At 76.7% G+C, this 14,038-nt stretch carries 11 protein-coding genes; 8 read left to right on the top strand and 3 right to left on the bottom strand.

Annotated elements, in window-relative coordinates; all coding sequences use genetic code 11:
• The first annotated feature begins 293 nt into the window (after positions 1 to 293).
• On the top strand, positions 294 to 944 hold the full coding sequence (locus tag BLS21_RS01615; RefSeq protein ID WP_091212898.1) for a ferritin-like fold-containing protein: 651 nt from the start codon (positions 294 to 296) through the stop codon (positions 942 to 944).
• A 57-nt stretch (positions 945 to 1,001) separates the two neighbouring features.
• Here the strand turns inward: BLS21_RS01615 and BLS21_RS01610 are convergent, their stop codons facing one another.
• Together BLS21_RS01610 and BLS21_RS01605 are read right to left on the bottom strand one after the other, a co-directional pair.
• Positions 1,002 to 1,238 carry a DUF3107 domain-containing protein gene (locus tag BLS21_RS01610; RefSeq protein ID WP_091212895.1) on the bottom strand — a complete coding sequence of 79 codons (237 nt, stop codon included), beginning with the start codon at positions 1,236 to 1,238 and terminating at the stop codon, positions 1,002 to 1,004.
• Between the two features lie 149 nt (positions 1,239 to 1,387).
• Complete coding sequence (locus tag BLS21_RS01605; protein WP_091212892.1) at positions 1,388 to 2,038, bottom strand: TetR/AcrR family transcriptional regulator; 651 nt, start codon at positions 2,036 to 2,038, stop codon at positions 1,388 to 1,390.
• Between the two features lie 69 nt (positions 2,039 to 2,107).
• Between BLS21_RS01605 and BLS21_RS01600 the strand changes: the two genes are divergently transcribed.
• From BLS21_RS01600 to BLS21_RS01580, 5 genes are all read left to right on the top strand, one after another.
• A complete protein-coding gene (locus BLS21_RS01600) occupies positions 2,108 to 3,166 on the top strand; it encodes an alpha/beta fold hydrolase (protein WP_245699930.1) in 1,059 nt (352 codons plus the stop codon).
• A 170-nt stretch (positions 3,167 to 3,336) separates the two neighbouring features.
• Complete coding sequence (locus tag BLS21_RS01595) at positions 3,337 to 4,395, top strand: DUF3152 domain-containing protein (protein WP_245699928.1); 1,059 nt, start codon at positions 3,337 to 3,339, stop codon at positions 4,393 to 4,395.
• A 305-nt stretch (positions 4,396 to 4,700) separates the two neighbouring features.
• Positions 4,701 to 5,861 carry an adenylyltransferase/sulfurtransferase MoeZ gene (gene moeZ / locus BLS21_RS01590; RefSeq protein ID WP_091212887.1) on the top strand — a complete coding sequence of 387 codons (1,161 nt, stop codon included), beginning with the start codon at positions 4,701 to 4,703 and terminating at the stop codon, positions 5,859 to 5,861.
• 137 nt (positions 5,862 to 5,998) lie between these two features.
• The gene (locus tag BLS21_RS01585) at positions 5,999 to 6,577 is read left to right on the top strand and encodes a TIGR03086 family metal-binding protein (protein WP_091212885.1); all 579 of its coding nucleotides are present in this window, start codon (positions 5,999 to 6,001) and stop codon (positions 6,575 to 6,577) included.
• A gap of 22 nt (positions 6,578 to 6,599) precedes the next feature.
• Complete coding sequence (locus BLS21_RS01580; RefSeq protein WP_245699926.1) at positions 6,600 to 6,941, top strand: MGMT family protein; 342 nt, start codon at positions 6,600 to 6,602, stop codon at positions 6,939 to 6,941.
• A gap of 70 nt (positions 6,942 to 7,011) precedes the next feature.
• On the opposite strand, the gene BLS21_RS01575 is transcribed toward BLS21_RS01580, so the two are convergent.
• Positions 7,012 to 7,278 carry a hypothetical protein gene (locus BLS21_RS01575; protein WP_091212882.1) on the bottom strand — a complete coding sequence of 89 codons (267 nt, stop codon included), beginning with the start codon at positions 7,276 to 7,278 and terminating at the stop codon, positions 7,012 to 7,014.
• Between the two features lie 186 nt (positions 7,279 to 7,464).
• Here BLS21_RS01575 and BLS21_RS01570 point away from each other — a divergent pair, with 186 nt between their 5' ends.
• Both BLS21_RS01570 and BLS21_RS01565 read left to right on the top strand, forming a co-directional pair.
• Positions 7,465 to 10,653, top strand: coding sequence for an ATP-dependent helicase (locus BLS21_RS01570; protein ID WP_217635934.1), 3,189 nt, complete (start codon positions 7,465 to 7,467; stop codon positions 10,651 to 10,653).
• Positions 10,650 to 14,036: an ATP-dependent helicase gene (locus BLS21_RS01565; protein ID WP_091212881.1), complete on the top strand. Its 3,387-nt coding sequence runs from the start codon at positions 10,650 to 10,652 to the stop codon at positions 14,034 to 14,036. The genes BLS21_RS01570 and BLS21_RS01565 overlap by 4 nt, the downstream gene beginning before the upstream one ends.
• The last annotated feature ends 2 nt before the right edge of the window (positions 14,037 to 14,038 follow it).

The raw sequence follows: 14,038 nt of genomic DNA, 5'->3' as shown, positions 1-14,038 counted from the left end.
GGGGCGCGCTCGCGCCGCTCCGGAACTGTCCCGGTCGGGTGTCGCGGGATCGGTTCCAGCGCCGACGCGGCCAGCAGAAACCGGGCCGCACCTCGGTGTCGGCCCGGGAGGAGACCCCTCGGGGTGTCGTCTCCAGCGGTCGTCAGCGCACAGATACACAGCGAACCGAAGGGCTCGCCGATTCCCAGTCTACCGTGCGCGGCGGTTAGCCTCCCTCCGCCGCGCTGTCCGGGCCCTCCGTGCCACCCGTCCGGGGCAGTCGCCGACCGTCCCACCGACCCCGGGAGCTGCCAGTGGACACCGTCGACGAGCAGGCCGTCATCGACCTGCTGGGCGTGTTGTCCTACGCCGAGCTGACCGCGTTCGACCGGCTGGCCGAGGACGCCCGGCTGGCGCCCACCCTGGACGGCCGGGCCGCGCTGGCGCAGATGGCCGCCGCGGAGATCGACCACCACTGCCGGCTGACCGCGCGCCTCACCGAGCTCGGCGCCGAGCCGACCGCTGCGATGAGCCCGTTCGTCCCCGCGCTCGACGCCTTCCACGAGAGCACCCGGCCGCGCACCTGGCTGGAGGGCCTGGTCAAGGCCTACGTCGGGGACGGCCTGGCCTCGGAGTTCTACCGGGAGATCGCCGGCTTCCTGCCCGACCCCGACCGCGGGCTGATCCTCGACGTCCTCGCAGACACCGGGCACGCCGACTTCGCCGTCCGTGAGGTGCGGGCGGCCATCGCCACCGACCGCACGCTGTCCGGCCGGCTGGCCCTGTGGGGACGGCGGCTGGTGGGCGAGGCCATGCGGCAGGCGCAAGCGGTCATCGCCGAGCGCGACCAGCTCGCCGAGCTGATCCTGGAGGGCACCGGCGACCTGACCGGCATCGGCCGGTTGGTCGAGCGCATCACCACCGCGCACACCGAGCGGATGAAGACCCTCGGCCTCAACCCCTGACACGACGACGGGGCGCCGCCGCTGCTGCGGGGGCGCCCCGTCGGGACGTGCGGACCGTCAGGCGCCGGCGATGAAGCCCACGCGCCGCTGGTCGGCCTGCGCGATCTCCACGTAGGCGATGCGGTCGACGGGCACGAGCACCCGACGTCCGCGCTCGTCGACCAGGGTCAGCAGGCCGTCCTTGGTCGCGCCGGACATGGCCTTCGCCACCTCGGTGGCGATCTCGTCGGGGGACTGGGGGCTGTCGATGACCAGCTCCCGGGGGGAGTGTTGGACACCGATCTTGACTTCCACGGGGGATGCCTCCTCAGAGTTGCGCGGCTGTTCCCCACGCTAGTGCAGCCGCAGAACCGCCGACCTGAGGTGCAGGTGCGCCGTCAGCGAACGCGGCCCCCTGCAGGGCCCGCCGCGAGCTCCCGAGCAGTGGGGACACGGGGCCTTCGTCAGCGCGGTGGGCCCTCGCCGCCCTCGACCCGCGGGAAGCCGGAGATGCCGCGCCAGGCCAGCGCCGTGAGCAGGGCCACCGCCTCGTCGCGGGAGACGGTGCCCTTGCGGGGCAGCCACCAGCGGGCGCTGGTCTCGGACAGCCCGGTCAGGCCCGAGGCCAGCAGCAGGGCCCGCTCCCGGTCGAGGCCGGTGTCGGCGGCGATGACCTCGCCGATGGCCTCCACGCACGCCCGGTGCCCGCGGTCGGCGAGCTCGCGGACGTCGTCGTCGTTGTTGAGGTCGGACTCGAAGACCAGCCGGAAGGCGGCGCCGTCGGCGTTGATGAAGTCGAAGTAGGCACCGACGGCTCCGTTGACGCGGGTGCGGTTGTCGTCGGTGCCCTCCATCGCCTCGCGCACGCGGTCGGTGAGCAGGGTGACCTGCTGCTCCAGCAGCGCCAGGTACAGCTCGCGCTTGCCCGGGAAGTGCTGGTAGAGCACCGGCTTGCTGACCCCGGCCCGGTCGGCGATCTCGTCCATCGCCGCGGCGTGGAAGCCGTTGGCGACGAACACCTCCTGCGCAGCCTGCAGCAGCTGCGCCCGGCGGGCGCCCCGCGGCAGGCGGGACGAGCGGCGGACGGGCGCGGGAGCTGGGCGGGATGGGTGCATGGCGGGCAGATGTTACCGACCGGTCACCCGCTCGCGCGCCGTCGTGGGCCCTGACCTACCGTCGGCCGGGTGCCCGAGGGTCCCGCAACCCCCATCGCCCCGGAGAGGCGCCCGGCCCGGCTGTCGACGGTCGCGCTGCCCGGCGCCGACGCCGTCCCGCCGCCGTGGCCCGGCGAGCAGGTCGCCGTCCGCGGGGGTGAGGTCTTCGTCCGGCGGACGCCGTGGACCGGCCCGGTGGGCGGCCCCCGCGAGGGTGCGCCGCGGGAGCGGGCGCTCTACGTGCACGGGCTGGGTGGCGCCTCGACGAACTGGACCGACCTGGCCGCCCTGCTCGCCGTCCGCTTCGACGGCTGGGCCCTCGACCTGCCCGGCTTCGGTCGCTCGCGGCCGCCGGCGCGCACCTCCTACTCGGTGCGCGGGCACGTGGCGGCGGTCGTCGACGTCCTGGAGCGGATCGTCGCCGAACCCGGGGAGGCCGCCGGCCGGCCGGTGCACCTGCTGGGCAACTCCCTCGGCGGCCTGGTCTCGGTGCTCGTCGCCGCCGGCCGCCCCGACCTGGTGGCCACCCTGACGCTCGTGTCGCCGGCGATGCCGGTCTACCGCGTGCCCGGCGCCTTCAACCGCACCCTGCTGCTGCTCCTGCTGCCCGGCATCCCCGCGCTGGCCGAGCGCCGGCTCTCCGGCGTGACGCCCGAGCGGCAGGTCCGGGGGATGGTGCAGATGTGCTTCGGCGACCCGCGCCGGGTGCCGAGGGTGCGGCTGGAGCAGGCGCTGGAGGAGATGCGCGAGCGTGCCGGGCAGCCGTGGGCGACGCAGGCGCTGACCCGCAGCATGCGCGGCCTGATCACCTCCTACCTGCGGGTGGGCCCGCGCAACGCCTGGCGGCTGGCGCGGTCGCTGCGCCCGCCGACCCTGGTCGTCTGGGGCGACCGCGACCGGCTCGTCGACCCGGCGCTCGCACCGCGGCTGGCCGACGCCGTCCCCGACGCGCGGCTGCTGGTCCTCGAGGGGGTCGGGCACGTCGCCATGCTCGAGGCGCCCGAGCCGACGGCGCGGGCGGTGCTGGGGCTGGCCGAGGACGCCGCCGAGGCGGTCCTGCAGCGCGGCGACGAGGCCCGGGCCTCCTGACCCACCTGCGTACACGCCGTTCCCGCACGGTCTCCGCCGGGACCGCCGGGGCGTGAGAGTCTGCTGAGGTGAGTCCCGCGGACGCCTCCTCCGGCCGCGGACCGAACGGGCGCACGCGACCGGCCCCGGACGCCGGCCCGCCCGGTCGTCCTGCCCGTGCCGAGGAACCCGTGCGCGGGCTGCCGCGCGTGCCCCCGCCCGCGGCCCGCCGCGCCCAGCCGCACGAGTCCCCGCGGTTCGCCGACACCAACCCGGTCCTGACCCGGTCGGGGTCCGCGAGCCGCACCGACCGTCCGCAGGGCCGTCGTCCCGCGGCGACCGGTACCGCGCCGGGGCAGGGACCGGACGCGCCGCGCACCGGCGGCACCCGCGTCGTCGTCCGCGACCGCACCCGGTCGGGACCCCCGAGCGGCGGAGGCGGCCGGTTCCGCCGCTTCGTGACCCGCTGGGGATGGCGTGCCTACGCCATCCCGCTGCTGGCCCTCGCCACCGTGGTCACCCTCGTGGACCTGGTGCTCGGCGACACCGGTACGAGCGGGTCGGCCACCGCCGCGCCGGAGCCGTCCGTCGCCGCCGTGGCCCCTGGCGCCGTCGAGCCCTCGGCGACGCCCACGGTGACGCCCACGGCGCCGGTCGAGGTCGACGCCGCACCGACCGAGGCGCCGGAGACCGCCGCCGGAGCCCCCGGCTTCGTCCAGCAGGGCGCGGGCAGCGTGACCGTCGTCCCCGGCAGCTCCCAGGTCTACGGCACCGGGCCGCTGCAGCGCTTCGTCGTCGAGGTCGAGGACGGCATCGAGGTGGACGGGCCCTCGTTCGCCGCCGCGGTCGAGGAGACGCTGGGCGACCCGCGCTCGTGGGGCAACGGCGGGCGGATGTCGTTCCAGCGGGTGGGTGAGGCCGAGGCCGCGGCCGGGGACTTCGCGTTCAAGGTGACCCTGATCAGCCCCGGTAACATGGAGCGGTACTGCCCGGGCGTGGGCACCGGCGGCTACACCTCCTGCCGCTACGGCGACCGCGCCGTCATCAACCTGGCCCGCTGGGCGACCGCCGTCCCCGACTACCAGGGCGACATCCCCACCTACCGGCACTACGTGGTCAACCACGAGGTGGGCCACGCTCTCGGCAACGGCCACCAGCAGTGCCCCGGTCCCGGCCAGCCGGCCCCCGTCATGCAGCAGCAGACCCTCGGGCTCGAGGGCTGCGCCAAGAACGCCTGGCCCTACCCGTGACACGGCGGTCCTCCGGACCGCACCGCGGCCACGTGCCGTCCCCGGCTGCCGTCGAGCCCCGGACACCCGTCCCTGCTCGGGGGAGCCTGCGGCCCCCGCTCGCAGGGACCGCGCCGCGGCCACGTGCCGTCCCTCCGTCGCGCTGAGCCCGTCCCGCGCACTCGTCGAGGAGCCTGCGTCCCCCACTCCTCGCACGCGTCTCGCAGGGCGACTCCCCGATGGGGAATCAGCCGGACGTGCCAGGCTGTTGACCCGACGAACGCCGGCCTGCGCCTGGGCCGCTGTCGAGTACTGAGGAGCAGCTCGTGTCCCTGCCACCCCTGGTGGAGCCCGCCGAGGACCTGACGATCGACGAGGTCCGCCGGTACAGCCGTCACCTGATCATCCCCGACGTCGGGATGGACGGGCAGAAGCGGCTGAAGAACGCCAAGGTGCTCGCCGTCGGCGCCGGCGGCCTCGGCTCGCCCGTGCTGATGTACCTGGCCGCGGCCGGGGTCGGCACGCTGGGCATCGTCGAGTTCGACGTCGTCGACGAGTCGAACCTGCAGCGCCAGATCATCCACGGCAAGTCCGACGTCGGCCGGTCCAAGGCCGAGAGCGCGCGCGACTCCATCACGGAGATCAACCCCTACGTCGACGTCCGCCTGCACGAGACGCGGCTGGACAGCGACAACGTGATGGAGATCTTCAGCCAGTACGACCTCATCGTCGACGGCACCGACAACTTCGCCACGCGCTACCTGGTCAACGACGCCTGCGTGCTGCTGGGCAAGCCGTACGTGTGGGGCTCGATCTACCGGTTCGACGGCCAGGTCTCGGTCTTCTGGAACGAGCACGGCCCGAACTACCGCGACCTGTACCCGGTGCCGCCGCCTCCCGGCATGGTGCCCAGCTGCGCCGAGGGCGGCGTGCTCGGCGTCCTGTGCGCGACCATCGGCGCCATCCAGGCCACCGAGGCGGTCAAGCTGATCACCGGCATCGGTGAGACGCTGCTCGGCCGGCTGATGGTCTACGACGCCCTGGAGATGACCTTCCGCACCATCAAGGTGCGCAAGGACCCGGAGGCCGAGCCGATCACCGGGCTCATCGACTACGAGACCTTCTGCGGGGTCGTCTCCGACGAGGCCCAGCAGGCCGCCGCGGGCTCGACGATCACCGTCGACGAGCTCAAGGACATGATGGACGCCGGCAAGGACTTCGAGCTGATCGACGTCCGGGAGCCCAACGAGTACGAGATCGTGTCGATCCCCGGCGCGAAGCTCATCCCCAAGGACGAGATCCTCTCCGGCCGGGCGCTGTCGCAGCTGCCGCAGGACAAGCCGATCGTGCTGCACTGCAAGACCGGCGTCCGCTCGGCCGAGGTGCTCGCCGCGGTCAAGAACGCGGGCTTCTCCGACGCCGTCCACGTGCAGGGTGGCGTGACGGCCTGGGCCACGCGCATCGACAAGACGCTGCCCACCTACTGAGCGGAGGACCACCCTCCCCCCGGCCGCCCTGCAGGGTCCCGCCGCGAGCCTGCCACCGGTGGGGGGGCGGGGTGGTCCTCCCGCCGGTCCGCTCCCGTTCGCGGGCGGACCGGGCCCTTCCGCTGTCTACTGATCGCATGGCCGACTTCGCCCCCACCGAGCTGCTCGCGCTGTTCCAGCGCGCACAGGCTGCGTTCACCGACCGCGTCGACGCGGTGAAACCGGAGCAGTGGGACGACGAGGCGCTGCCCGGCTGGACCGTCGCCGACCTGGTCGCGCACCTGGTGACCGAGGCGCTCTGGGCGCCGCCGCTGCTGGCCGGCGAGCCGTACATCGACGGCCGCTTCCCCGACGACACCAGCGACCTGCTCGGCGACGACCCCCTGACCGGCTGGGAGACCGCCGCCGACGGTGCACTGGCCGCCTTCGCGCAGGACCGCGCGTTGTTGCACACCGTGCACCTGCAGCGCGGCCCCACCTCGGCGGCCGAGTACATCGAGGAGCTGACCGCCGACCTCACGGTGCACTCCTGGGACCTCGCCCGCGCCACCGACGGCGACACCGAGCTGGACCCGGCGCTGGTCACCGCGGCCCTGGTGGTCGCCGACCGGCTCCCCGTCGACGGTGTGCCCGGCTTGTTCGACCCGCCGCTGGACGTGCCGCGGACCGCCTCGCCGCAGGCCCGGCTGCTGGGCAGGTACGGCCGCCGGGGCTGACCCCGGCCGGTCGGCGAGAGGGGTGGACGACGACCCGCGGCCCCGTACCCGCGGCAGCGGTGGGCCGCTCTCCCCGGGTGCCTCGCCGCTGGACGTCGACGAGGCGGTGTTCGACGTCGTGGAGCGCATCCCGCCGGGGCGGGTGAGCACCTACGGCGCGATCGGCCGGCTGGTCGGCGTCGGGCCGCGGCGGGTCGCCCGCGCGCTGTCCCAGGGCGGGGGAGCGGTGCCCTGGCACCGGGTGGTCCGCGCCGACGGCTCGGCCGCCGGGCCGGTCCGGGTCGAGCAGCTGGCCCTGCTCGCCGCCGAGGGCGTGCCGGTGCGCAACGGCCGGGTCGACCTGGCCGCGGTCGGCTGGCCCTGAGCGCGGTCGGTCAGCAGCGGGTGCCCCCGATGAGGCGGTGGCGTCCGGCTCGGTGAGCGCGCGGCGGCCGTCACCCGATGCGGTCCCGGTCACGGTCGCAGCCCGTGAGGACCTCGGGCGGGTGGCGGCCGCTCACCCGGTCTCCGTGCCCCGCCCGCCGGTGACTCCCGTCGCCGGGGTGCGGGGTCCGACGGGGGCCGCCGCCGTCGGCGAGCCGACGGGTCACCTCCGCGTTCCGCCGGGCGCGCGTGGCCATGGCTGCCCGCAGCGCGGAGCGGTCGTCGTCGTACCCGTAGGCGTCGAGCAGCAGGTGCAGGCGCCGGTGCCGCTCCTGCACCGGGCGGGACGCCGCCGGCCACGCGGGGGCGGACGGACTGCCGGGACCGCGTCCTGGTCGCCATCCCTTTCCGGCGCAGCGCCCGGCACCGACGACGGGGGAGTCCACGGTCGCTGCGCGGCGCGGGCCGCGCCGTGTGACCCGACCCATCCGGAGATCGTCGGCCGCTCGTGGTGTCATCGAGGTGTGGCACTGCGGGGGGACGAGTCAGCGCCGGTCTACCGCCTCGTGCAGCCGGCCGTGCCGTCGGTTCGGCGGCCTCGGCTCGACCCCACCCAGCAGGCCGTCGTCGACCACCCGGGCGGCCCGCTGCTGGTGCTCGCCGGCCCCGGCACGGGCAAGACGACGACGATCGTCGAGGCGGTCGCGGCGCGGATCGCCCGCGGCGTCGACCCCGAGCAGATCCTCGTCCTGACCTTCAGCCGCCGGGCCGCGGCCGAGCTGCGCGACCGCGTCGCCGCGCGGGTGGCGCGCACCATCCGTGAGCCGCTGGCCCGCACCTTCCACTCCTACGCCTACGGCGTGCTGCGGCGGGCGGCGCTGCTGCGCGGCGAGGCGCCCCCGCGGCTGCTCACCGCCGCCGAGCAGGACGCCGTCGTCGCCGAGCTGCTGCGCGGTGACCTGGCCGGGGAGGGTGCGGTGCGCTGGCCGGAGTCGCTGCTGCCGGCGCTGACCACCGCCGGTTTCCGCGGCGAGCTGCGGGACCTGCTGCTGCGGGCCACCGAGCGCGGGGTCGACCCCGAGCTGCTGGCCGCCTGGAGCCGCGAGACCGGCAACGAGGCGTGGCTGCACGCCGCCGCCTTCCAGGAGCAGTACGAGGCGGTCACCGCCTTCTCCACCGCCGGCGGCGGTGACGCGTCGGGCTACGACCCCGCCGAGCTGGTCCGGGCCGCGATCGCCGAGCTCGAGGACGACCCGGAGCTGCTGCGCGCCGAGCGCGAGCGGGCCCGCTGGCTGTTCGTCGACGAGTACCAGGACACCGACCCCGCCCAGGTGGAGCTGCTGCAGCTGCTCGCCGGCGGCGGGGGCGACCTGGTCGTCGTCGGCGACCCCGACCAGGCCGTCTACGCCTTCCGCGGCGCCGAGCCGCGCGGCATCGTCGAGTTCCCGGAGCGGTTCCGCACCGTTGCCGGCCGGCCCGCACCGCGGCTGTCGCTGGGCGTGTGCCGGCGCTCGGGCCCGGGGCTGCTGGCGGTCAGCCGGAGGGTCGCCGAGGCGCTGCCCGGCCCGTGGGAGCACCGCCGGCTGGCCGCGGTCGAGGGTGTCGAGGAGGGCGCCGCCGAGGTGCACGTCTTCGGCTCGGCGGCGGTCGAGGCCGCCTACGTCGCCGACACCCTGCGCCGCGCGCACCTGGTCGACGGCGTCCCGTGGTCGGAGATGGCCGTCGTCGTCCGCGCCGCGCTGGCGATCGGGCCGCTGCGGCGGGCGCTCACCTCCGCCGGCGTCCCGGTCGAGGTCGGCACCGACGACCTGCCGCTGGCCGCCCAGCCGGCCGTCGCGCCGCTGCTGGCCGCGCTCGGCGCGCTGCTGCCGCAGCCGGGCGCCGAGCCGGGCACGCCGGCCCTCGACGAGCCCGGCGCCGAGGCGCTGCTGACCTCCGCGCTGGGCGGCGCGACCGTGCTCGACCTGCGCCGGCTGCGCCGGGCGGTGCGGATCGCGCAGGCCCGGCGCGGGGTCGACGCCGACGAGCGGGGCGCGCCGCTGGCCACCGCGCTCACCGACGAGGCGCTGCTCGAGGAGCTGCCCGAGGCCGTCGCCCGCCCCGCGCGCCGGGTCGCGGACGCGCTGGCCGCCGGCCGGGTGGCGCTGGCCCGCGACGGCTCCGCGGAGGACGTGCTGTGGGCGATGTGGCAGCGCAGCGGCCTGGCCGGCCGGTGGGCGCGGGCCAGCGCTGCGGGTGGGGCGGCCGGAGCGGTCGCCGACCGCGACCTGGACGCCGTCGTCGCGCTGTTCGACGCCGCGGCGGGCTTCGTCGACCGGCTGCCCTCGGCCACCGTCGGCGCGTTCGTCGAGCACCTGTCGGCACAGGAGCTGCCCGGCGTCACCGGCGCGGGCCGCGAGTCGGCGACCGACGCCGTCCGGCTGCTCACCGCGCACGCGTCCAAGGGTCTGGAGTGGGACGTCGTCTGCGTGGCCGGCGTGCAGGAGGGCGTCTGGCCCGACCTCCGCGACCGCGGCACCCTGCTCGGCACGGAGCTGCTGGTCGAGCGGGTGGCGGGCATCGACGGCGCCGTGATCGACCGGCGCGTGCAGATGCTGGCCGAGGAGCGGCGGCTGTTCTACGTCGCCTGCACCCGGGCCCGCCGCCGGCTGGTGGTCACCGCCGTCGAGGGTGCCCTGGACGGTCCCGACGCCGGCGCCACCGCCTCCCGGTTCCTCGACCTCGTCGTCGCCCCGCCCGACGAGGGCCGGCCGCTGACACCGCTCCCGCGCTCGCTCACGCTGCCGGCGCTGGTCGCCGAGCTGCGGCGGGCGGTCAGCGACCCGCAGACCGAGCCGGCCCGCCGGTCGGCCGCCGCCGCGGTGCTGCGGCGGTTGGCCGACGAGGGCGTGCCCGGCGCCTCCCCGGCCGACTGGTGGGGGCTGGCGCCGCTGTCCGACGACGCCCCGCTGGTGCCCGACGGCGAGGCGGTGCGGGTGCGCCCGTCGGCGATCGAGACCTTCCAGCGCTGCCCGCTGAAGTGGGTGCTCGGCGCAGTCGGCGCGGAGGCCTCGCCGGACGCCACGCGCACCGTCGGCTCAGCGGTGCACGCCGTCGCGCAGCAGGTGGCCGAGGGGCTGCCCGCCGCCGAAGCGCCCGCCGCGCTGGCCGAGGAGCTCGACCAGCTCGACCTCGGACCGGGCTGGGCCGACCAGCGGCAGCGGGCCGCCGCCCGCGACATGCTCGACCGGTTCCTGCGCTGGCACGCCGCCAACGGCCGCGAGCTGGTGGCCGCCGAGGCCGACTTCGACGTCACCGTGGGGCGGGCCCGCATCCGCGGCCAGGTCGACCGGCTGGAGCGCGACGGCGCCGGCCGGCTGGTCGTCGTCGACCTCAAGACCGGCCGCAGCGCCGCGCGCGACATCGACACCCACGGGCAGCTGGCCGCCTACCAGGTGGCCGTCGCCGCCGGCGCGTTCGGTGCGCACGGCGACGCCCCCGGCGGGGCGGCGCTGCTGCAGGTCGGCTCCGGGGCCAAGGCCAAGGAGCAGGCGCAGGAGCCGCTCCCCGCCGACGTCCCGGTGGGGGAGACCTGGGCCGGGGAGCTGGTGGCGCAGGTCGGCGACGGCATGGGCGCGGCCACCTTCGAGGTGCGCACCGGCAGCCACTGCTCCCGGTGCCCGGCCCGGCGAAGCTGCCCGCTGCACGAGCGCGGCCGGCAGGTCACCTCGTGAGTCGTCGGGCTCCGGTGCCGGCCGAGGAACAGCTCTCCTTCGACGACGCGCTGTTCGGTGCCGCACCCGAACCGGTCCAGGAGCGCCGGCTGCTCACCCCGGCCGAGGTCGCCGCCCGCTGCGGACTGTCCTACGCGCCCTCCGACGAGCAGGCGCGGGTGGTGTCGGCGCCTGCCGACCGGCCGCTGGTCGTCGTCGCCGGGGCCGGGTCGGGCAAGACCGAGACGATGGCCGCCCGCGTCTGCTGGCTGGTGGCCAACGAGCTGGTCGCCCCCGACGCGATCCTCGGGCTGACCTTCACCCGCAAGGCGGCCAGCGAGCTGGCCGAGCGCATCCGGATCCGGCTGGGCGCGCTGGCGCGGCACCCGGAGACCGATCCGGGGCTGAAGGAGCGGCTGGCCGTCGCGATGCCGACGGTGTCGACCTACCACGGCTACGCCGCCTCGCTGGTCAGCGAGCACGGGCTGCGGATCGGCGTGGAGCCCGGCGCCGGCGTGCTCGGCCCGGCCATGTGCTGGGGGCAGGCGTCCTCCGTCGTCTCCGGCTGGACCGGCGACATGAACGACGTCCAGCTGAGTCCGCTGACCACCGTCGAGGACGTGCTGGCGCTGGCCGGCGAGCTCGGCGAGCACGACGTCTCCGCCGACCGGCTGCGCGCGTGGACCGCGCAGCTGGAGCGGCAGATCGCCGGCTACCCCGACGCGAAGGGCAAGCGCGGCCCGTACAAGCCGGTGGTCGACATGCTGGCCCGCCAGCGCGCCCGCGTGGCGCTGCTGCCGCTGGTCGAGGCGTTCGAGGCGCGCAAGCGGGCCGCCGGGGCGATCGACCACTCCGACCAGGTGGCGCTGGCCGCGCGGGTCGCCGTCAGCGCGCCCGAGGTCGGCCGCCGCGAGCGCGCCCGCTGGCGGATCGTGCTGCTCGACGAGTACCAGGACACCAGCGTCGGTCAGCTGCGGATGCTCGAGGCGCTGTTCGGCCGCACCACCGGGCACGCGGTGCTCGCCGTCGGGGACCCGAGGCAGTCGATCTACGGCTGGCGCGGCGCGTCGGCGGGGACGATCGAGCGCTTCGACCGCACCTTCCCGGGCGTCCGCGGCCGGGCGGCGCAGCGGCTCACCCTGGCCACCAGCTGGCGCAACGACGGCGCGGTGCTCGCCGTCGCCAACGACGTCGCCGGGCTGCTGCCGGCGCCCGAGGTGCCGCTGCCCGACCTCGCGCCGGCACCCACCGCCGGGCACGGGCTGGTCACCGCCGGCCTGTACGCGACCGTGGCCGAGGAGACCGAGGCGCTGGCCGACCGGCTGGCCGCCTGCTGGCGCGGCGAGGACCCGGCGCTGCCGCCGCGCGCCGACGGCCGCCCCCCGACGACGGCGGTGCTGGTGCGCACGCGCAAGCAGCTGCCCGGCATCGCCGCCGCGCTGCGCGCCCGCGGCCTGCCGGTGACCGTCGTCGGCCTGGGCGGGCTGCTGGAGGTGCCCGAGGTCTCCGACGTGGTCGCGACGCTGACCGTGCTCGTCGACCCCACCGCCGGCGACGCGATGGGCCGGCTGCTCACCGGAGCGCGCTGGCGGATCGGTCCCCGCGACCTCGCCGCGCTCGAGTCCCGCGCCCGCGCGCTGGTGCACTCCCGCCGCCCCGGTCGCGAGGACGACGACGATCCCGCTCCCCGCCCGTCCGAGCGCGGCAGCCTCGTCGAGGCGCTCGACGACCTCGGGGACCCGTCGGCCTACTCGCCCGCGGCCTTTCGGCGGCTGCGCCGTCTCGGCGCGGAGCTGGCGCACCTGCGCGGCCGGCTGGGGGAGTCGCTGCCCGACCTGGTGGACGACGTCGCGCGGGTGCTGGGCCTGGAGACCGAGCTGGCCAGCGCGCCCGGCGTCAGCCCCGGCTCGGCCCGGGCCCACCTCGACGCGCTGCACGCGGTCGCCGCGGAGTTCACCGAGCTGGCCGAGCTGCCCTCGCTGCCGGCCTTCCTCGGCTACCTGCGCGACGCCGAGGAGCGCGAGCGGGGCCTCGAGCCGGGGGAGGTCGCGGTCGACCCCGAGTCGATCCAGCTGCTCACCGGCCACTCGGCCAAGGGCCTGGAGTGGGACGTCGTCGCCGTGCCGGGGATGACGGCCGACCAGTTCCCGGCCCGCACCGACACCAGCGACTCGTGGGTCAAGGACCCCGGCGCGGTCCCGGTCGACCTGCGCACCACCGACCGCGCGGAGCTGCCCCAGCTGCGCCTGCCGGTGCCCGGCTCCGGCGACCAGGCCGCGGTGCGCGCCGCGCTCGAGGACTACGTCGAGGAGTGGAAGCGCTTCGGCGAGGCCGAGGAGATCCGGCTCGGCTACGTCGCGGTCACCCGCGCCAAGCACCTGCTGCTGTGCTCGGGCAGCTGGTGGCGCGACGGCGTCAAGCCGTGCGGGCCCTCGGTGCTGCTCGACACCGTCCGCCGCGCGTGCGGCGCCGGGGCCGGTGTCGTCGTCGCGTGGGCCGAGCGCCCCGACGAGGGCGCTCCCAACCCGGCGCTGGAGGAGTGGCCGGTCGGCGTGTGGCCGGCCGACCCGCTCTCGCCGCCGCGCCGCCGGGCGCTCACCGCCGCCGCCGAGCTGGTGGCCGGCGCCGCTCCGCACCCGCTGGACGCCGCGGCCGCGCTCGGCACGGGCGACCCGGAGGTGGAGCGGTGGGTGCGCGACGCCGACCTGCTGCTGCGCGAGCGGAGCCGCACCGCCTCCCCGACCGTCGAGGTGCCGCTGCCCAGCCACCTGTCGGTGTCCGAGCTGGTCACGCTGCGCCGCGACCCGGCCGAGCTCGCCCGGCGGCTGCGCCGGCCGATGCCCGCCGCGCCCGCACCGCTGGCCCGCCGCGGCACCGCCTTCCACGCCTGGCTGGAGGAGCGCTTCGGCGTCGCCCGGCTGCTCGACCTCGACGAGCTGCCCGGCTCCGGTGACGAGTCCGCCGCCCCCGACGGCGCGCTGGCCGCGCTGCAGGAGGCGTTCCTGGCCAGCCCCTGGGCCGACCGGCAGCCGGTCGAGGTCGAGGTGCCCTTCGAGACGCCTCTGGGCCCGCTCACCCTGCGCGGGCGCATCGACGCGGTCTTCGACGACGGCGACGGCGGCTTCGAGGTCGTCGACTGGAAGACCGGCCCGCCCCCGTCGGGCGCGGAGCTCGCCGCCGCGGCGGTCCAGCTGGCCGCCTACCGGCTGGGCTGGTCACGGCTGACCGGCGTCCCGGTCGGGCGGGTCAGCGCCGGGTTCCACCACGTCGCCGCCGGCGTCACCGTGCGCCCGGTCGACCTGCTCGACGAGGCCGGCCTGCTCGCCCTGGTCACCGGCCGGGACGACGACCTGCCGCCCGAGCCGCCGGACGACGACCTGCCCCCTCCGCCGGAGGAGGACTGAGC

The organism is Geodermatophilus siccatus, from assembly GCF_900103785.1.
Taxonomy (GTDB): domain Bacteria; phylum Actinomycetota; class Actinomycetes; order Mycobacteriales; family Geodermatophilaceae; genus Geodermatophilus; species Geodermatophilus siccatus.
The sequence above is the reverse complement of the archived record's forward strand: the minus strand, read 5'-3'. Positions and strand labels throughout refer to the sequence as shown.